Annotated in this window: 16 protein-coding genes; 9 read left to right on the top strand and 7 right to left on the bottom strand. The window is 74.4% G+C overall.

Translation table 11 applies throughout. The annotated features are described in order from the left end of the window. The first annotated feature begins 252 nt into the window (after nucleotides 1-252). The gene (locus tag GL263_RS06715; RefSeq protein WP_182854655.1) at nucleotides 253-1,281 is read left to right on the top strand and encodes an NUDIX domain-containing protein; all 1,029 of its coding nucleotides are present in this window, start codon (nucleotides 253-255) and stop codon (nucleotides 1,279-1,281) included. Nucleotides 1,282-1,357: 76 nt separating this feature from the next. On the opposite strand, the gene GL263_RS06710 is transcribed toward GL263_RS06715, so the two are convergent. After that, nucleotides 1,358-2,725, bottom strand: coding sequence for a dipeptidase (locus GL263_RS06710; protein WP_182854654.1), 1,368 nt, complete (start codon nucleotides 2,723-2,725; stop codon nucleotides 1,358-1,360). 208 nt (nucleotides 2,726-2,933) lie between these two features. On the opposite strand from GL263_RS06710, the gene GL263_RS06705 reads away from it, so the two are divergent. Beyond that, nucleotides 2,934-4,196, top strand: a complete 1,263-nt coding sequence (locus tag GL263_RS06705; RefSeq protein ID WP_323379279.1) for a geranylgeranyl reductase family protein — start codon at nucleotides 2,934-2,936, stop codon at nucleotides 4,194-4,196. 176 nt (nucleotides 4,197-4,372) lie between these two features. On the opposite strand, the gene GL263_RS06700 is transcribed toward GL263_RS06705, so the two are convergent. Then, nucleotides 4,373-4,837: a DUF4442 domain-containing protein gene (locus GL263_RS06700; protein ID WP_182854653.1), complete on the bottom strand. Its 465-nt coding sequence runs from the start codon at nucleotides 4,835-4,837 to the stop codon at nucleotides 4,373-4,375. Nucleotides 4,838-4,871: 34 nt separating this feature from the next. Beyond that, entirely contained in the window at nucleotides 4,872-5,618 is a 747-nt protein-coding gene (locus GL263_RS06695; protein WP_182854652.1) for a maleylpyruvate isomerase family mycothiol-dependent enzyme, read from the bottom strand. Nucleotides 5,619-5,707: 89 nt separating this feature from the next. Between GL263_RS06695 and GL263_RS06690 the strand changes: the two genes are divergently transcribed. From GL263_RS06690 to GL263_RS06680, 3 genes are all read left to right on the top strand, one after another. Further along, on the top strand, nucleotides 5,708-6,922 hold the full coding sequence (locus GL263_RS06690; protein WP_182854651.1) for an ROK family protein: 1,215 nt from the start codon (nucleotides 5,708-5,710) through the stop codon (nucleotides 6,920-6,922). A 130-nt stretch (nucleotides 6,923-7,052) separates the two neighbouring features. Beyond that, the gene (locus tag GL263_RS06685; protein ID WP_323379278.1) at nucleotides 7,053-7,487 is read left to right on the top strand and encodes a nuclear transport factor 2 family protein; all 435 of its coding nucleotides are present in this window, start codon (nucleotides 7,053-7,055) and stop codon (nucleotides 7,485-7,487) included. A gap of 45 nt (nucleotides 7,488-7,532) precedes the next feature. Further along, nucleotides 7,533-7,913 (top strand): PPOX class F420-dependent oxidoreductase, encoded by a 381-nt coding sequence (locus tag GL263_RS06680; protein ID WP_182854650.1) that lies wholly within the window; start codon nucleotides 7,533-7,535, stop codon nucleotides 7,911-7,913. A 64-nt stretch (nucleotides 7,914-7,977) separates the two neighbouring features. Here the strand turns inward: GL263_RS06680 and GL263_RS06675 are convergent, their stop codons facing one another. Together GL263_RS06675 and GL263_RS06670 are read right to left on the bottom strand one after the other, a co-directional pair. Beyond that, a complete protein-coding gene (locus tag GL263_RS06675) occupies nucleotides 7,978-8,469 on the bottom strand; it encodes an ATP-binding protein (protein WP_182854649.1) in 492 nt (163 codons plus the stop codon). 134 nt (nucleotides 8,470-8,603) lie between these two features. Continuing rightward, on the bottom strand, nucleotides 8,604-8,933 hold the full coding sequence (locus GL263_RS06670) for a hypothetical protein (RefSeq protein WP_182854659.1): 330 nt from the start codon (nucleotides 8,931-8,933) through the stop codon (nucleotides 8,604-8,606). 117 nt (nucleotides 8,934-9,050) lie between these two features. On the opposite strand from GL263_RS06670, the gene cds1 reads away from it, so the two are divergent. Both cds1 and GL263_RS06660 read left to right on the top strand, forming a co-directional pair. Continuing rightward, nucleotides 9,051-10,187 (top strand): L-cysteine desulfhydrase Cds1, encoded by a 1,137-nt coding sequence (gene cds1 / locus GL263_RS06665; RefSeq protein ID WP_323379277.1) that lies wholly within the window; start codon nucleotides 9,051-9,053, stop codon nucleotides 10,185-10,187. Nucleotides 10,188-10,311: 124 nt separating this feature from the next. After that, a complete protein-coding gene (locus GL263_RS06660) occupies nucleotides 10,312-12,750 on the top strand; it encodes a hypothetical protein (protein WP_182854657.1) in 2,439 nt (812 codons plus the stop codon). Here the strand turns inward: GL263_RS06660 and GL263_RS06655 are convergent. Both GL263_RS06655 and GL263_RS06650 read right to left on the bottom strand, forming a co-directional pair. Then, on the bottom strand, nucleotides 12,720-15,122 hold the full coding sequence (locus GL263_RS06655) for a right-handed parallel beta-helix repeat-containing protein (RefSeq protein ID WP_182854648.1): 2,403 nt from the start codon (nucleotides 15,120-15,122) through the stop codon (nucleotides 12,720-12,722). The two genes, GL263_RS06660 and GL263_RS06655, sit on opposite strands and share 31 nt — an antisense overlap. Nucleotides 15,123-15,345: 223 nt before the next feature. Then, the gene (locus tag GL263_RS06650; RefSeq protein WP_182854647.1) at nucleotides 15,346-15,957 is read right to left on the bottom strand and encodes an Rv1733c family protein; all 612 of its coding nucleotides are present in this window, start codon (nucleotides 15,955-15,957) and stop codon (nucleotides 15,346-15,348) included. 434 nt (nucleotides 15,958-16,391) lie between these two features. Here GL263_RS06650 and GL263_RS06645 point away from each other — a divergent pair, with 434 nt between their 5' ends. Next, a complete protein-coding gene (locus tag GL263_RS06645) occupies nucleotides 16,392-17,804 on the top strand; it encodes a family 2B encapsulin nanocompartment shell protein (protein WP_323379276.1) in 1,413 nt (470 codons plus the stop codon). 139 nt (nucleotides 17,805-17,943) lie between these two features. Continuing rightward, nucleotides 17,944-18,460: cyclic nucleotide-binding domain-containing protein (locus GL263_RS06640; protein ID WP_182854646.1), on the top strand; the 517-nt coding region annotated here is incomplete at its 3' end.

Here is an 18,460-nt window from a genome sequence, read left to right as displayed (position 1 = left end):
GGACTCACGGGCGCACTGCCCGAGCGCTGCCGGAACGGAGGCGCGTACCGCCGGTACGCGCCTCCGTCGTGTGGGATCGGTGCTGGTCGACGCGGTGGCCGGAGATCCAACCGGACCGGCGGGAGCATCGCGGTAGCACCGGCGCACACACCGGATGCCTCCGCGCTCCCACGCGTGCCCCCCTGAGCGACGGGCGTATCCGTGGCAGTGTGGTGCGGTCGCTGGAACGGGGGACGAGGGAATGGGGGAACGTTGATCGTCTGGCTGAACGGCGCCTACGGCGTGGGCAAGACCGCGGTGGCCGAGGAACTGCTGCAACTGCTTCCCGGCAGCACGCTCTACGACCCGGCACCGGTCGAGGCCGGACTGCGCGGGCTGCTGCCCAAGGAACGTCTCGCGCAGGTGGACTCGATCCACGAACTGCCCTCCTGGCGGCGGCTGCTCGTGGACACCGCCGCCGCGCTGCTCACCGAGGTACCGGGTCCGCTCGTCACACCGCTGTCGCTGCTGCGGCAGGAGCACCGGGACGAGGTGTTCGGGGCGCTGGCCGCGCGGCGCATCCCGGTACGGCACTTCCTGCTGGACGCAGCGGAAACGATACTCCGGCTGCGGATAGACGAACTCGCCGCCACCGAGGGCGAGTCGGCCCGCGCGTGGTGTCTGCGGCAACTGGGCGTGTACCGGCAGGCGCGGCCCTGGCTGAGCGCGGACGCGCACACCGTCGCCACCGGCGACCGCACCCCGCGGCAGAGCGCCCAGGCCGTCGCCGACGCGCTGGCCGCCGGCGCCGGGCGGTGCGACATCGTGCAGACCCCGCCGCCCGTCGGGGAGACCGTGGCCGCCGGAGTGCTCCTCTTCGACGACCGGGACCGGGTCCTCCTCGTCGACCCCACCTACAAGCCGGGCTGGGAGTTCCCCGGCGGGGTCGTCGAGCGCGGGGAGGCCCCGGCACACGCCGGGGTCCGGGAGGTCGCCGAGGAGCTGGGGCTGGAGCTGCCCTGCCGGCCGCGGCTCCTGGTCACCGACTGGGAACCCCCGGCCCCGCCCGCCTTCGGCGGCCTCCGGCTGCTCTTCGACGGCGGACGGCTGCCCGCGGGGGCGGTCGAGAACCTGCTGCTGCCACGCGCCGAGCTGAGGGGCTGGCGCCTGGTCACCGAGGACGAGGCCGCCCGGATGCTGCCGCCGGCCCGGCGCCGCCGCCTGCACTGGGCGCTGCGCGCCCGCGCCCGTGACCGGACCTTCTACCTGGAGGCGGGCGTCCCCGTCGGCGAGGACGAGTGACCGCTCCCGCCCGACGGGAGAAGGACGCGGGTGGGTCCGTTGCCGGTGTGGCCCGCACCGGACCCACCCGTACGCCCTACCGTTCGCCTTGGCCGGCCGCGTACTTGGCGAGGAACAGCGCCTCGGCGACCGACATGCGCTCCAACTCGCGCGGGCATACGCTCTCGTTGACCGCGTGGATCTGCGCCTCCGGCTCGCTCAGCCCCGTCAGCAGGATCTCCGCGCGCGGGTAGAGCGCCGCGAGGGTGCCGCACAGCGGGATGGAGCCGCCCTGCCCGGCCACCGCCATCTCGGCGCCGTCGTAGGCCTCCCGCATCGCCTCGGCCATCGCCGTGTAGGCGGGGCTGGTGGTGTCCGCGCTGAACGGCTGGCCCTGGCCCAGCTGTTCGACCGCGATCCGCGCGCCCCACGGCGTGTGCCGGTGCAGGTGCGCGGTGAGCAGTTCCGTCGCCTTGGCGGCGTCGGTGCCCGGCGGGATCCGCAGGCTCACCAGGGCCGCCGCGCGCGCCTGCACCGACGGCGTGGCGCCGACCACCGGCGGGCAGTCGATGCCCAGCACGGTGACGGCGGGCCGGGCCCAGATCCGGTCGGCCACCGTGCCCGAGCCGATCAGCTCGACCCCGTCCAGCACCTTGGCGTCCTCGCGGAACCGCTCCGGCGGGTACTGGATGCCGTCCCACTCCGCGTCGGAGTCCAGGCCGTCCACCGTCGTCGAGCCGTCCGGGCCGCGCAGCGAGTCCAGGACCCGGACCAGCGCGGCGAGCGCGTCCGGCGCGGCGCCGCCGAACTGGCCGGAGTGCAGGTTCCCCCGGAGGGTGTCGACCTGGACGCGCAGCAGCGTCATGCCGCGCAGGATGCCCGTCACGGTGGGCTGGCCGGCCCGGAAGTTGCCCGAGTCGCCGATGACGATCGTGTCGGCGGCCAGCAACTCGGGGTGCGCCTCGGCGTACCGCTCGAGGCCGCCCGTCCCCTGCTCCTCCGAGCCCTCGACGATGACCTTGACGGTCACCGGCACCCCGCCGGCTGCCTTGAGCGCCCGCAGCGCCAGCAGGTGCATGAGGAAGCCGCCCTTGCAGTCGGCGGTCCCGCGGCCGTACCAGCGCCCGTCGCGCTCGGTCAGTTCGAACGGCGGCGACAGCCAGGCCGCCTCGTCCAGCGGCGGCTGCACGTCGTAGTGGGCGTAGAGCAGCACGGTGGGCGCGCCGGCCGGGCCGGGCAGCAGTCCGTACACCGACTGCGTCCCGTCGGGGGTGTCGAGCAGCGCCACGTCGGTGAACCCCTCGGCCTCCAACGCGTCGGCTGTCCAGCGCGCGGCGGCCTCGCACTCGCTCCTGGGGAACTGCGCGGGGTCGGCCACCGACCGGAACCGGACGAGTTCGGCCAGTTCGCGACGGGCCTGGGGCATCAGCGAGGCGATGGTGGCCGCCACTGCTTCGTGCGCCATGAGGGAACGCTCCTAGCGGTTGCTGCGTTGGGCCGGGCGTACGGGATCACCGGTCGCACCGGCGGGGGCTCCGGACGCCGCCGATCCTGCCACAGGGCTCCGCGGCGGCGACGAGCCCCCGGCGGCGGCCGAACGGCCCCTGGGATGCGGCAGTCAGCCGCCCGGCGAGCCGCCGGGCGGTCCGGGCAGGCAGGAGCAGAGACACATCGTGAGCAGTGACAACACCGAAGCCGGCGAGGCCACGGAGGCGACGGGCGGCGAGGCCGCGGCGGTGTGGGACGTGATCGTCGTCGGTGCCGGACCGGCCGGCAGCTCGGCGGCCTACGCGGCGGCCCGCGCCGGCAGCCGGGTGCTGCTGCTGGAGAAGTCCGAACTGCCGAGGTACAAGACCTGCGGCGGCGGCATCATCGGCCTCTCCCGGGACGCGCTGCCCCCGGGGGTCGAACTACCCCTGCGGGAGAGGGTCAACGCGGTCACGTTCTCGCTCAACGGTCGTCTGGCCCGCACCCGGCGCTCCCGCAACACGCTCTTCGGCCTGGTCAACCGCGCCGACCTGGACCACCGCCTCGCCGAGGCCGCCCGGTGGGCCGGCGCCGAACTGCGCACCGGCGTCACGGTCTCCCGGGTGGAGCAGCACGGCAGCGCCGTACCCGACCGGCGGACCGTCGCGGTGGTACTGGCCGACGGTGAAACGCTGCTGGCGCGTGCGGTGGTCGGCGCGGACGGCAGTGCCAGCCGCATCGGCGCGCACGTCGGCGTGCGGATGGACCAGGTCGACCTCGGGCTGGAGGCGGAGATCCCGGTACCGGCCACGGTCGCCGAGGACTGGGCGGGCCGGGTGCTGATCGACTGGGGGCCGCTGCCCGGCTCCTACGGCTGGGTCTTCCCCAAGGGCGACACGCTCACCGTTGGCGTCATCGCCCCGCGCGGGGAGGGCGAGCGCACCAAGCGCTACCTGGAGGACTTCATCGACCGACTCGGGCTCGCCGGCTTCGAGCCCAGCGTGAACTCCGGCCACCTCACCCGCTGTCGGGCCGACGACTCACCGCTCTCCCGGGGGCGGGTGCTGGTGTGCGGCGACGCCGCGGGGCTGCTGGAGCCCTGGAGCCGGGAGGGCATCTCCTTCGCCCTGCGCTCGGGGCGGCTGGCGGGGGAGTGGGCCGCCCGGCTGGCCGAGACCGGCGACGCGGTGGACGCCCGCCGTCAGGCGTTGAACTACACGTTCGCGATCAGGTCGGGGCTCGGAGTGGAGATGGGGGTCGGGCGCCGGCTGCTGGCGGCCTTCGCCCGCCGCCCCGGGGTGCTGCACGCGGCGCTGACCGGATTCCCACCCGCGTGGCGGGCGTTCGCCCGGATAACACGCGGTCAGACCACCCCGGCGGAGATCGTGCGCACGCACCCGCTGGCGCGCCGGCTGGTCTCCTCGCTGGACCACGCCGGACGTCAACCGACCGCGTCCGACCGGGCCTGACCCGGCCTGACCGGGTCTGAGAGCGTGCGGCCCGCGGCGGGGCGGACCGGACGGGAGCGGCCTGCTCGGGCCGGCCGGTCCGCCCCGCGCCGCGGCCTTCGTGACCGGCCCGCCGCTCGCGCGGGGCCGGGGCCGGCCGCCGGCGTGGAGGCTGGCGGCGGTGGCCCTCGGCCGGGCTACGCGCGCGGCGCCTGCTTGCGGCGGACGTAGAGCTGCTTGCGGACGCGTGCGACCACGGTGCCGTCGCTCGCGGTGACGGTGTTCTCGAACCAGGGCAGGGCCTTGCCGCCGTCCGTCGTGGCGGCGCGGATCTCCTCCAGCCGGTCCTCGGTCAGCTTGAAGTCGGCGAACACCTCACCCCGCCCGGGCGAGACGAAGTCGATCTCGGCCGCCTTGTCCCAGACCACGTACTCCCCGCCGAGGCGGGAGACGGTGAGCAGTGCCCAGAACGGGTCGCTCATGGAGAACAGCGAGCCGCCGAAGTGGGTGCCGAAGTAGTTGCGGTTCAGGCGGCCGAGGCGCAGCCGCACCCGCGCGCTGCTCCAGTCGTCGGCGATGTGCAGGACCCGGATGCCGGCGAAGCGGTAGGGCGGCCACCAGTTCATCGCGCGGCGCAGGGTGTTCGGACTCCAACGGGGCATACGGCGACGCTACCACAAAGTTACTGGCCGGTAATCAGGTGATCGTCGACTTCTCGCGCCACAGTCGCAGCACGTCGGCGTCCCCGGTCACCGTCAGGCCGCCGCTGTGCGGCAGACGGTTCCACAGGGCCAGGTACAGCAGTTCCGCCGGGCCGCTCAGCTCGCAGTCGGCGTCGCCCTCCTCGCCCCGGCCGACCGACGGCTCCTCCTCGGTCAGCCGCATCGTCCACACCTCCGAGGCGGCGCCGTCGGTGGTGCGCACCCGGAGTATCAGAGGTCTGGGGCTGCGCACCCGGCTGCGGGAGCGGGTGTGGAAGCCGGCCAGCAACTCGTCGATGCCGTCGGCGGCCAGGTCCCGGTCCACGGGGGAGAGCGCCTGGCCCTCGGCGAGTTCCGCGTCCACCCGGTGGATCGTCGTCTCGTGTGCCTGCCGGCGGGCCCAGAACGCGCGCGCGTTCGCGGTGCCCCGCAGGAACGTCCAGCAGCGCAGGTCGTCGGAGGCGTCGTCCAATGCGCCCACCAGTGTGTGGAGGCCGTCCCTGAACCAGTCGCCCAGCAACTCGTCGGGCACCTCGGCCTCGGGCAGCCCGGCGGGTTCGGTCAGCCGCTCGGCGACATGCCGGGTCGCCCACCTGTGGACCCGGCCCACGTGCAGCACCAGGTCCCTGACGTGCCAGCCGGGGCAGGTGGGGACCTCGGAGCCCAGGCCCGCCTCCTCGGCGGCCGAGATCAGTGAGTGGCCTTCCCGGCCGAGGACGGTGATGAAGTCGGACGTCTCCATGGCCGGATTGTGCCAGGCTGTGGGACGCCCGTGACGGCTGTGGCCCGACCCTGTTTTGTTTCACAGAGGCACAAAGTAAGAATGGTGCGGTGACCCAGACTCGTACCAGGCCCGACCGGGGCCGCAGTGCGCTCGGTCCGGCGCTGGAGCTCGTGCACACCGGGCGCGCGCCCACCCGCGCGGTCCTCACCGCCGAACTGGGCGTGACCCGCGCCACCGCCGGCGCGGTCGCCGCCGAACTGCAAGGCCTCGGACTGATCACCGTCGACTCCAGCCCGAGCACCGCCGGCGCGCAGGGGCGTCCCAGCCACCGACTGGCCGTCGACCCGGCCGGCCCCGTGGTGCTCGCCGCCCAGGTGCACACCGACGGCTTCCGGGCGGCGCTTGTCGGCCTCGGCGGACGTGTCGTCGCCACCGCGCCGGGCTGCGGACCCGTCGAGGCCGACCCGGCCCAGGTGCTCGGCGAAGTGGTGGCCGCCGGGCGGCGGCTGCTGGAGGAGAGCGGACGCCGCTGCGTGGGCGCCGGACTCGCCGTGCCGTCCGCGGTCGCCGAACCGGAGGGCACGGCACTCAACCCGCTGCACCTGCCGTGGGCACCCGGCGCGCCCGTCCGGGAGGTGTTCCGGCGCTGCCTGGCCGACGCCGGCATCAGCGCCGGCGCGGACGACGGGGTCGCGGCCAACGACGTCAACCTCGGCGCGCTCGCCGAACACCGCCACGGCGCCGGGCGCGGCGCCCGCCAACTCCTGTGCGTGGCCACCGGACACCGCGGCGTCGGCGGCGCCCTGGTGGTCGACGGCCGTCTGCACACCGGCAGTTCGGGGCTGGCGCTGGAGGTCGGCCACCTCACCGTCGACCCCGAGGGGCGCGCGTGCCACTGCGGAGGCCGCGGCTGCCTCGACGTGGAGACCGACCCGCTCGCCCTGCTGGAGGCCGCCGGCCGGCGGCCGGGCCCCGAGGTCTCGCTGCTGCACCAGGCGATCGATCTGCTCAGGACCGAGTACCACGCGGACCCCGCCGTGCGCGCCGCCGCGCACCGGCTCGTCGACCGGCTGGCGCTCGGCCTCGCCGGACTGGTGAACATCCTCGACCCGGACCGCATCATCCTCGGCGGACTCCACCGCGAGCTGCTGCGGTTCGACGGGGACCGGCTGCGCGCGGTACTGGACGGTCGCAGCCTGTGGGGGCGGGGCAAGACGTTCGCGGTACTGCCGTGCAGCCTGGACCACAACAGCCTGGTCGGCGCGGCCGAACTGGCCTGGCAGCCGGTCCTGGACGACCCCCTGCGCGTCCAGGTGGTCTGAGGGAGGCGAACGGCCGGGCCGGTGCGCCCGGGGCCGCGGAACGCTCGCGCCGGGGCGTTGTCAGTGCCACGTGGGAGGGTTGGCGGCGTGGCACGAGAACGGCTCGGCCACTTCGTGGGGGAGGCACGCCGTGACGGTGAAGTCCGAGCTGTCCTCGGCCGGTTCGTCCACCTCGGCCGTGGCCGTGGTCGACCGGTGGTGGCGGGCGCTGGACGCCAGGGACTGGCCCGCCGCCGAGGAGGTCCTCGACCCGGGTGTCGTCGTCGAGTGGCCGGTCAGCCGGGAACGGATGCGTGGCCCGGAGAACTTCCTCGCCGTGCAGCGGGAGTACCCCGAGGGCTGGTCCATACGGGTGCTGCGCCTGGTGGGCGGCGGCCCGGCGGGCGAGGGCGGCGAGGCGGTCGCCAGCGAGGTGGAGGTGCCCATGGAGGGGGTGGGCGTCTTCCGGGTGGCGTCGTTCTGGACGGTCCGGGCCGGCCGCATCGTCGCCGGTACCGAGTACTGGACGGGCCCGGACGCCGACCCCGCGCCGAGCTGGCGGGCGCGCTGGGTCGAGCGCTACTGACGGTGCCGGGCGCCGGGCGTCGGCGGCCGCGCGTAGCCTGAAGGGATGATCCCCGTTGAGATCTCCGACGCCCGGTACGTCAGCCTGACCACCTACCGCAAGGACGGCACCCCGGTCGCCACGCCCGTGTGGGCGGTGGAGGACGGCGGCGAGCTGCTGGTGTGGACGCGCGACGACGCCTGGAAGGTCAAACGGCTCCGTCGTGACAAGCGGGTGCGGGTCGAGGTGTGCGACGTGCGCGGCCGGGTCGCGGAGGGAGCGCCCTCGGCGGAGGGGACCGGCCGGGTGATGGAGACGGCGGAGCTGCCGCGGGTCCGCCGGGCGCTGGCCCGCAAGTACGGCTGGCAGTTCCGGCTGACGGACCTCGGCGGCGCGCTGGTGAGGTTCGGCCGCAGGCCGCACGTGGGCCTCGCCGTCAGTCTCTGAAACGCGCCGTCGGTCTCCGAGGCGCGCCGTCGGACTCCGAGACGCGCGCGGGGAGCCGTTGCGGTCAGGCCGGCAGCTGCTCGGGGTCCGGGCCGATCGCGCCCGCGGCGTCCGCGGGCGGCGGCTCGGTCGCGGGGGCCGCACCGGTGGCCGGCGGTGCCGGCAGGGTGAACCAGACGACCTTCCCCGAGCCGCCGCGCTGCACCCGCGCGCCCCAGCTGGAGCTGAGCGCGGCCACCAGCGCGAGCCCGCGCCCGCTGGTGTCCAGCGAGTTCTTCGGTCGCAGCCGGGGGAGGCGGGGGTCGTGATCCCGCACCGAGACGGTCAACCGGTCCCACAGCAGCACCAGTTCGACCGTGCAGTGCTTGTCGGGCCCGGTATGCCGGTGCACGTTGGCCAGCAGTTCGGTGACGCCCAGCGCGGCGGCGTCGATCAGCGGATCAAGCCCCCAGTAGCGCAGCTGGGTGGAAACGATGTGACGGACCTGACCGATACGCGACGGCAGCGCCTGGAACTCCACGGCGCAGTGCCGGCTCGACGCGGGGTGAGTGATCACGACGGCGACTCCCTGGGGCCGGGGCAGCGACATACATGATCGGGGCGGCCGTCCGGTGCCGAAGAGGGAGCGCCGGACACGGGCCCCGGCCTCTCAGAGTGATCCGGTTCACACGGATGCGCAAATCGCCCGGATCAGGGCATCGCGGTGCGGCGGTTCCCGGACGCCAGCTTCGCCGCACGCTCCCGGGCGTCCCGCAGCGCGGCGGCGAGGCGCTCCCTGACCGGCGCGGTCAGCCCCAGCGCGTACCGCGTCCGGCCGACGGTCGCCAGGGTCACGTCGTGGCCCGGCAGCCAGGAGGCGCTGACGCTGACGTCCTCCACCGGGGCGCTGTCGATCTCCCGGCCGTAGCTGGTGAGCAGCACAAGTCGACCGCCCTGCACCCGTACCTGGCCGGCCCTGGTCAACGACCGCAGGAGCCGCCCGATCGGCACTCCCGTCTGTTCGAACTCCGGCTCAGCCATCATCGACCGCCCCTCCTCGCAGTCACCGCTCCACGCGGCGCTCACTGAGAGAATTCTGCACCTCCGGCGTGACCGCCAACCAGGGTCGAAGGTCCCGCAGCCGCATATCATCGGCCCGTGAGCACCACAGAACTGGCCGCCGGCGGTGCCTTCCAGGAGCCCGTCCCCACCGTCGACGTCGACCGCACCGATCCGCACTACCGCGACTGGCTGAAAGAGGCCGTGCGAAAGGTGCAGGCCGACGCCAACCGCAGTGCGGACACCCATCTGCTCCTCTTCCCGCTCCCCGCGTCCTGGAACATCGACCTCTACCTCAAGGACGAGTCGACGCACCCCACCGGGAGCCTCAAGCACCGGCTGGCACGCTCGCTGTTCCTCTACGGGCTGTGCAACGGCTGGATCCGGCCGGGACGACCGGTGATCGAGGCGTCCAGCGGTTCGACCGCCGTGTCCGAGGCGTACTTCGCCAAGCTGATCGGGGTGCCCTTCATCGCGGTCATGCCGCGTACGACCAGCCCGGAGAAGACCCGCCTCATCGAGTTCCACGGCGGCCGGTGCCATCTGGTGGACGACCCGCAGACGGTGTACGAGGTCTCCGCACGCCTCGCGAGGGAGACCGGCGGCCACTACATGGACCAGTTCACCTACGCGGAACGGGCCACCGACTGGCGCGGCAACAACAACATCGCCGAGTCCGTCTACCAGCAGCTGCGGCTGGAACGCTACCCCGAGCCCGCCTGGATCGTCGCCGCCGCCGGCACCGGCGGCACCTCGGCGACCATCGCCCGCTACGTGCACTACATGCAGTACGACACCCGGATCTGCGTCCCCGACCCGGAGAACAGCTGCTTCTTCGACGGCTGGGTGAAGGACGACCCCGGCGCCGCCAGCGACTGCGGCTCACGCATCGAGGGCATCGGCCGGCCCCGGATGGAACCGAGCTTCGTGCCCGGCGCGATCGACCGCATGATGAAGGTCCCGGACGCCGCGAGCATCGCCGCCGTCCGCGCGCTGGAGGCCGCCATCGGGCGCCGCGCCGGCGGCTCCACCGGCACCGGCCTGTGGAGCGCGCTGAAGATCGTCGCCGAGATGGTGACCGCCGGCCGCACCGGCTCGGTCGTGACGCTGATCTGCGACCCGGGCGAGCGCTACCTGGACAAGTACTACTCGGACGAGTGGCTGGCTGAGCAGGGGCTGGACATCGCCCCCTACCGGGCGGCGATCGACAACTTCCTGGCCACCGGCCGCTGGTGACGCCCCTCCCGGCCTGACCGGGCGTCAACTCCGCTACGGGTCCGACGTGTCGGGGTCTGGGGCGGAAGCGCCGCGGCTGTCATGATGAGCGGGAGTGTTGCAGCGCGCACACCCCGGGGAGACGATGGCCAAGCCGCGCACCGCGCCCGCCCCCGCACTGGAACTCCTGGTGCACGGCGTCGGCGGCGTCACACCGCAGCAGATGCTCGACGATCCGCGCACCACCCTGGTCACCGGTGACGCGACCGCCGGTATCCACCGCCGCACCGACGACGTCGACGCGGAGGAACGACCGGGCGACCACGGCGACAGGCCCGTGCCGGAGGCCTACTGCTGGTCCGGGCTGACCTCCGGGAACGGCGCCCGCGCCCTGTGGCTCGTCCTGCTGCCCTTCATGATCGCCAACCTCGCGTACTGGATGCGCCCCGCCGCGCCCCGCCGGCACCGCGCGCAGGCCGTGTACTCGGTGCTCGCCCGCCTGCTGGCGCTCTCCCTGACCGTCCTGCTGACCGCGGCGGCCTGCGAACTCGCCCTCGACCTCGTGGCCTGGCAGTGCGCCGGCTCGCCCGGCTGCGCCGACAACACCTCCTGGCTGTCCTTCCTGGCCGCCGACTCCGGCGGCTGGTGGAGCGCGCCGGGCCGCCGCCTTGTTGTCGCCGCGCTGCTGCCGGTCGCCGTCACCGGCCTGCTGTGGTGGCTCTCCCACCGGACGTGGAGCGCCTACGAGTCCGCGTCGCCGCCGCCCCGCGCCCTCGGCGCCGCGCCCCCCGAACCGGGGGAGGAGCGCCCGCCGCTGAGCCTGCCCGGCTTCTGGTACGGCCGCCGGCTGGTCTCCCGGCTGCGGGCCGCGCACACCGCCGCCGGACTGCTCACCGTCACCGCCGCCCTCCAGTACGCCACCCTCCACCACGACACCCGGGCCGACGTACCGGGCGGCCTCGTCGCCACCGGCGGAGTCCTCGGCCTGCTCTGCGCGGTGCTGTGGGCGCTGGTCGTGCTGGTGGTCGTGCACCGGGGCCGCACCGAGAACGAGGCCGACGAGCACCGGGACCCCGCGGCCACCAAGGTCCTGCCCAGCGCCGCCGCCGCGCTGCTGCTCGCCACCGCCGTGCACACCGCGTGGGACCGCCCGGGCTGGGAGAGCGCCGGCGCCATGCCGGGCACCGGCGCCTTCGGCACGCTCGCCGTCGCCCAGGGCGCCCTGGTAGCGGCGCTTGCGCTGACCGCCCTGGTGCTGCACCGCCGGGCCCCGGCCGGCCACCGCAGCGCCATGGGCGGGCTCGGCGGCGCGGCCGTCGCGCTGATCGCCTGCGCGCTCGGCGGGGTGCTCTCCGGCGGCATCAACCAGCGCGTCTCCGAATGGCTCGCGCCCGGCTCGTCGGCCGGCGCCTCCTCGCTGATCACCGGCCCGCCGGTTGTGCTGACCTGGCAGGCGGCGGTCATCCCCGGGCTGATCGCGGCCGTGGTGGTGTTCGCGCTGGTGTCCGCCTTCCGTACCTGGCGCACCTGCCGCCGGCTGACCCCCGGCGTCATCGACGGCTACCCGCACGAGACGGCCGAGCTGCGCTCCCGCAGCCGCCGCATCGCCGGCACGGTCGCCAGGGCCGGGCTGACCGACTCCGCGCCCGTGCTGCTCGGCTCGGTGGCGCTGCTCACCCTGGTGCTGGGAGCCGGCGCCGTCCTCGGCGCGCAGCTGAGCGAACGTCCGCCGGGCGAGGCCGCCGGCGCCGCCCCCAGCCCGCTGCCCGCGCTGCTCGGCCTCGCCCAGGGCGTGGGCTCCTGGGTGATGGGCGCGCTGGTGATACTCCTGGTCACCATGGGCCGCCGCGCCTACCGGGACGCCGGGGCCCGCCGCACCGTCGGCGTCCTCTGGGACGTCGGCACGTTCTGGCCGCGGTCCGCGCACCCGTTCGCCCCGCCCTGCTACGCCGAGCGCGCGGTGCCCGACCTCAGCTGGCGCATCGCCACCTGGACGGAGCTGACCGGCGGCCGGCTGGTCGTCTCCGGGCACTCGCAGGGCAGCGTCCTGGCCGCCGCCGCCGTCTGGCAGCTCGACCCGGCCACCCGCAGGCGCGTCGCCCTGCTCACCTACGGTTCGCCGCTGGAACGGCTCTACGGACGCTGGTTCCCGACCTGCTTCGGCCCGGCCGCGCTGCGTGCGCTGAGCAGGGAGACCGAGTGCTGGCGCAACCTGTGGCGGCTGACCGACCCGATCGGCGGTCCCGTGAAAGTCGACTCCGAGGAGCACGGCCCCGTCGACCGGGGCCCGCTGCGCGACCCGCTGCACTACGGCCGGACGCTGCGCAACCCGCTGCCCGCGCCGATCTGCGGACACAGCGACTACCAGGCCGACCCCGCCTTCGAGGAGGAACGCGCGCTCCTGCTCGCCGCACTCGGACGGGCGGCGACGGCCTCACCGGACGCCGCCGGCGCATCCGTGTCGGCGGACCCTGACTGCGCGCCGGCCGCCGAGGAGGGCGCGGCCCTCGGCAAGGTCCCGGGTCAGGGCGTCCCTGATCAGGGCGTCCCGGGTCAGGGGAGCGCCGGCAGGTCCTCGGCGTAGAGCAGCGTCAGCTCGTCCTTGCTGGGGTCGGGCAGTTGGGCGACCCGCCCGGCGTGCCGCTCGACCATCGCCTCGAACGTCTGCCGCGCGGTCCGCCCGTTGCCGAAGGACGGGCCGCGTGGCACGGCCGCGAAGTATTTGAGCAGCGCCTCGTCCGCGCCGTCCGCCAGCCGGTACTCGTGCTCCTCCGCCTGCTGCTCGACGATCCGCAGCAGCTCCTCGGCCGTGTAGTCGCCGAACGCGATCGTCCGCGAGAAGCGGGAGGCGACCCCCGGGTTCACCGCCAGGAAGCGCTCCATCTCGGCGGTGTACCCGGCGCAGATCACCACCACCTCGTCCCGGTGGTCCTCCATCAGCTTCACCAGCGTGTCGATGGCCTCCCGGCCGAAGTCACGCCCGGCGTCCTCGGGGGAGAGCGCGTACGCCTCGTCGATGAACAGCACCCCGCCGCGGGCCCGGTCGAACGCCTGCTGGGTGCGGATCGCCGTGGAGCCGATGTGCTCACCCACGAGGTCCACGCGGGACACCTCCACGAGGTGGCCGCGGTCCAGCACGCCGAGCGAGCGCAGGATCTCGCCGTAGAGCCGGCCGACGGTCGTCTTGCCGGTGCCGGGGGAGCCGGTGAACACCAGGTGGCGGCGCACCGACGCCGCCTTCAGTCCGGCCTGCTGCCGGCGGCGCCCCACCTCGATCATGTCGGTGAGCGCCCGGACCTCGTGCTTCACGCTCTCCAGGCCGACCAGCGCGTCGAGTTCGCCCAGCACCTCGGCGGCCGGCCGCGCCGTCGCGTGCTCCTCCTCCGGCGCGGTCCGCGCCGCCGGCAGCGCGGCCTCCGCGGTCAGCAGCCCGGCCCGCTGCACCGCCGGGGCCGGAGAGGACGGCACGGGCGCTGCGGGCGCGGCGGCCGTCTCGTCGCTTGTGCAGCCCTCGACGAGCGGACCGTCCTCGGCGAACTCGTAGCCCGCGCGGGCGCACCGCTCGGTGCGGCAGCCGCGCAGCGTGGTCCGGCACCCGTCCATCACATGGAAGCCGTACCCGCGCGAGCCGGTCACCCGGCAGTTCCGGAACGTGCCCCGGCCCTCCGCCGAGACGTAGAAGCCGGCCTCCGCGGGCCCGGTCACCGAGCAGTTCTCCACCAGCGGGTCGGCGCCCTTGGTGACGATGACGCCGGTGGACACCTCGTCCATAGAGCAGTTGCTGAGCACCCCGCCGCTGCCGTGGTCGCGGAACCACGCGCCGGTCGCCGCCTCCCGGATGCGGCAGTCGTCCAACTCCACGGTGCCGCCGTCGCTCACCGAGACGGCCGTGCCGCGCACCTGGCCGATGTCGCTGTCCACCACGTCCGCCCGGGAGCCCCGGTCCAGGACAAAAAGCGCGTCGGGCACCTGCTGCACCCGGCAGCCCTCGAGCACGGCCGCCGCGCCGTCGCTCACCCACACCGCCGGGTAGTCGCCGGTGCTCTCCTGGATCTCGCAGCCGTTCGCGTCCACCCGGGTCCCCGGGTCCCACACCGACAGGCCGTTGCGGCCGAACCTGCGGACCTTGGAGCGGGACAGCGTGAGCACCGAACGGGACCGCAGGTCCACGGCGTTCTCCGGCACGTCGTGCACGTCGCAGTCGGTCAGCGCCAGCACCGCGTCGGTGTCCAGCGTGATGCCGTCGCCGGTGGTGCGGTGGACCTGGCAGTCGACGAGCTGCCCCTGGGCGCGGCCGGTGACGTGCACACCCGTGCCGCGGATCTCGTAGAACTCGCAGCCGACGGCCTCCACCGCGCTGCCCTCCCCGCTCAACGACAGCCCGGCGCCGCCGGCGTGGTGCACCCGGCAGCGTTCCAGCCGCGGCGCGCCGCCGCCCGTCACGGAGAACCCGACCTGGCCGGCCGCGACGACCTCGCAGTCCTCGAAGGCGCCGCCCGCGCCACCGGAGACGCTCACCCCCAGACCCGCCGGGTTCTCCACGACGCAGCCCCGCACCACGGGACGCGCCCCGGCCCGCACCTCCAGGCCGACCGCCGAGCGGGTACTCACCCGCAGGCCGCTCAACTCCGCGTCGCAGCCCTCGACCAACAGGGCGGGAGCGGCGGTGTCCTGGCCCTCCACGTGCAGGTTCCGCACCACGGCGTCGCCCCGCACGGTCAGCGCCACCCCGCCGTCGGGCGTCAGCCTGGCCGGGCCGGCGCCGGCCCGCTCGGGCCCGTTCAGCGTGACGGCCCGCTCGACCACCACGTTCTCCCGGTAGGTCCCCGGCCCGATGGTCAGCACGTCTCCGTCGGCGGCGGCCTCCAGCGCGGCGGCGAGCGTGTCGTACTCGCCGGTGCGGCGCCGCCACCGCGACGTGCTGGTATGCGTCACCTGGACCGAGCCCTGTGCCATGGACCGCTGTGCCCCAACTTCCTGTGGAAACCGTCAGTTCGAAGAGTGTGTGTCGGAGTGTGTGTCGACGTGTGTACCGATGGTGCGGACGCCCGTGGGCGAGCCGGGGGACGCCGGCGCCCTCGCCGCGAGCGGTCCGCGGCGGGCCCGGCGGGACCACCGTAGCGTGTGCCGCGTCCCGACGATGACCGCACCGACGACTCGTTACCGTCAGCCGGACGGGTCAGTTGGGCGCGGCCGAGGGCCGGGGGCGCCCCCAGCCGGGGCCGGCCCGCGACCACTCGCTCTCCCAGCGCTCCCAGCGGCGTCGCAGCATCACGCCCAGCACGAGTCTGCGGACCGTCTCCACGGCCGCGGCCGCGGCCACCGCGACCACCGTGCCGGCCGCGGCGGCGGTGGAGGCCACGGTGGCGCCGTCCAGCGGGGGAGTGGTGACGCGCCCGGTGGAGTCGACCCACAGCCGGACCCGGTCGCCCGCCCGCGCCCGGTGCGCGAGGGTGACGGCCGCGCGTCGCAGCCGCCCGTCCGGGGCGCTCCACACGGTCAGCACCCGCTGGTCGGCACGCGGGTCGTCGGCCGGGTCGGTCCTTCCGCCTCCCCCGCCGGGAAGGACCCGCACCACGGTGGCGACCACCTGGCGGCGGTCCTCGTGCTGGTGGCGGGCGGTGGCGGCGAGGGCCCGTTCCGCGCCCTGCTCGGCGGCCAGTCCGGCGGCCGGGGCGCCGAGCACCACGCAGAGCAGGGCGGTCAGGGCGAGCCAGCCCTCCGCCCGGTCGGTGCGACGGCACAGCGGGTTGCGGCGCCAGCGCCACAGGCCCGCGACAGCCCGGAACACCCGCTCCCCTTCCCTCCGCGCCCGCGCCGGTCCCGTCCCGGCGGCGGCCTCCGCGCGGGGAGGCCGGGCCGTACCCGACGCGGTACCAAACGTACTGGCCGCGCCGCCCGTTGTCCCGCCCGGGGACGCACCCGGATCGCCGCCCCCGCCCAGCCGGCCGCGGAAGACGGATGGCTGCTACATCTGTACGCCCGTTAGCTCTCGGGAGCCCGTTGCGGGAGGCGGTGGGAGCGGAGCGTGAGCCGTGGCGGCGGGGTGGTCACACAGCGTGCGGTGAGGCCGTCGAAGTCGGCTCCGCTACCCGGTGACAGAGCCGTCATTCCCCCCGTCCGCTTATCTTTTGAGTGATTGCTGCACCGATCGGCCGATCGTTACGTTCTTCGCGCACCGCGGGCGAACCGCCCGTGACAGACGGAAGATTGGCGGTGTACTGCGTGACGGCTCCGGTCGAGACGACCTCCGGAAACGAGACCACCCACCCCCAGCTCAGCCTCGCCACCTCGGCGGCGCGGCAACTGGCGACGACCACCAAGACGCCGCCGCAGATGCAGGGCATCTCGTCCCGGTGGCTGCTGCGCGTCCTGCCGTGGGCGCAGGTCTCCGGCGGCACCTTCCGGGTCAACCGGAGGCTGAGCCACACGCTGGGGGACGGCCGGGTCGAGTTCGTCTCGACCGGCGCGGCGATCCGCGTCATCCCGGCCGAACTCGGCGAGATCCCGGCCCTCAAGGGCTACGAGGACACCGACGTCCTCCACGAACTGGCGGACCGCTTCGTCCAGCGTGACTTCGGCCCGGGCGAGGCCATCGTCGAGGCGGGCCGGCCCGCCGACCAGATCGTGCTCATCGCCCACGGCAAGCTGACCAAGGTCGGCGACGGCTTCTACGACGGCGAGGTCACCCTCGGCGTCGTCGCCGACGGCGACTACCTGGGCGACCACAACCTCACCGAGGAGGCGCCGGGCACCTGGGACTTCACGCTCAGGTCCGCCACCAGCGGCACGGTCCTCACCCTGGACCGCGCGCACCTCGACCAGATCAGGGACCGCGCGGACAGCCTGCGCCGGCACCTGGCGGAGTACCGGGTCGCGGTCCCCGCGCAGCGGACGGACGACGGCGAGGCGGCCATCGAGCTGGCCGCCGGCCACCACGGCGAACCCGAACTGCCGGGCACCTTCGTGGACTACGACACCGCGCCGCGCGAGTACGAGCTGAGTGTGGCGCAGACGGTGCTGCGGGTGCACTCCCGGGTCGCGGACCTCTACAACGAGCCGATGAACCAGGTCGAGGAGCAGATCCGGCTCACCGTGGAGGCGCTGCGCGAGCGCCAGGAACACGAGATGATCAACAACCGGGAGTTCGGCCTCCTGCACAACGCCGACCTCGGCCACCGGCTCCACACCAGGACCGGCCCGCCCACCCCCGACGACCTCGATGAACTGCTCGCCGTCGTGTGGAAGGACCCCGGCGTCATCCTCGCCCACCCCAAGGCCATCGCCGCCTTCGGACGCGAGTGCAGCAGGCGCGGCCTCTACCCGGACACCGCCTCGATCCAGGGCCACCAGGTGCCCGCCTGGCGAGGTGTGCCGATCCTGCCCTGCAACAAGATCCCCGTCTCCCGCACCGGCACCTCCAGCATGCTGGTCATGCGCACCGGGGAGAAGAACCAGGGCGTCGTCGGGCTGCACCGCACCGGCATCCCCGACGAGTACCAGCCGAGCCTGTCGGTCCGCTTCATGGGCATCAACGAAAAGGCCGTCATCAGCTACCTGGTGAGCGCCTACTTCTCCCTCGCGGTGCTGGTCCCCGACGCGCTGGGCATCCTCGAGGACGTCGAGGTCGCCCACTAGCCGCGGTACCGCACCCGCCGCCACCCCCAAACCGCCACGCCGTGCCACCGGCCGACGTGACCGCGCGTCCACCACACGCCGGCCACGTCGGCCGGGCTCAGCGCTGTCTCCACCCGACCACCGGAAGGCCCCGCCCCGCATGACACACCCGACCACGACCGCCCTGACGAGTCTGGACACCTCGGCCGCGCGCCAACTGGCGACGACCACCAAGACGCCGCCGCAGATGCAGGGCATCTCGTCCCGGTGGCTGCTGCGCGTGCTGCCCTGGGTGCAGGTGTCCGCCGGCACCTACCGGGTCAACCGGCGCCTCACCCACACCGTCGGCAACGGCCGGGTGGAGTTTGTCACCAACGGCTCCGAGGTCCGGGTCATCCCCGCCCAGCTGACCGAACTGCCCGCCCTGCACGGCTTCGAGGACGCGGAGGTGCTCCAGGCCCTGGCCGCCCGTTGCGTGCAGCGCGAGTACCGGCCGGGAGACGTGCTCGCCCAGGGCGGCGAGCCCGTCGACGAGATCCTGCTCATCGCCCACGGGAAGATCAACAAGGTCGGCGCCGGCGAGTACGACGGGGAGACCGACCTCGGGATGCTCGCCGACGGCGACTGGGCCGGCGACCAGGCACTCTCCACCGAGGACAGCACCTGGGACCACTCCT

Source organism: Streptomyces durbertensis, from assembly GCF_014156695.1.
GTDB lineage: Bacteria > Actinomycetota > Actinomycetes > Streptomycetales > Streptomycetaceae > Streptomyces > Streptomyces durbertensis.
Note: the sequence above shows the minus strand (reverse complement) of the source record. Positions and strands in the feature narration are given on the sequence as shown.

What these genes read in the sequence shown, in the direction of transcription:
- GL263_RS06710 (WP_182854654.1), bottom strand. Translation starts at nt 2,725, where the DNA reads ATGGCGCACGAAGCAGTGGCGGCCACCATCGCCTCGCTGATGCCCCAG.
- GL263_RS06700 (WP_182854653.1), bottom strand. Translation starts at nt 4,837, where the DNA reads ATGCCCCGTTGGAGTCCGAACACCCTGCGCCGCGCGATGAACTGGTGG.
- GL263_RS06695 (WP_182854652.1), bottom strand. Translation starts at nt 5,618, where the DNA reads ATGGAGACGTCCGACTTCATCACCGTCCTCGGCCGGGAAGGCCACTCA.
- GL263_RS06680 (WP_182854650.1), top strand. Translation starts at nt 7,533, where the DNA reads ATGATCCCCGTTGAGATCTCCGACGCCCGGTACGTCAGCCTGACCACC.
- GL263_RS06670 (WP_182854659.1), bottom strand. Translation starts at nt 8,933, where the DNA reads ATGGCTGAGCCGGAGTTCGAACAGACGGGAGTGCCGATCGGGCGGCTC.
- GL263_RS06660 (WP_182854657.1), top strand. Translation starts at nt 10,312, where the DNA reads ATGGCCAAGCCGCGCACCGCGCCCGCCCCCGCACTGGAACTCCTGGTG.
- GL263_RS06655 (WP_182854648.1), bottom strand. Translation starts at nt 15,122, where the DNA reads ATGGCACAGGGCTCGGTCCAGGTGACGCATACCAGCACGTCGCGGTGG.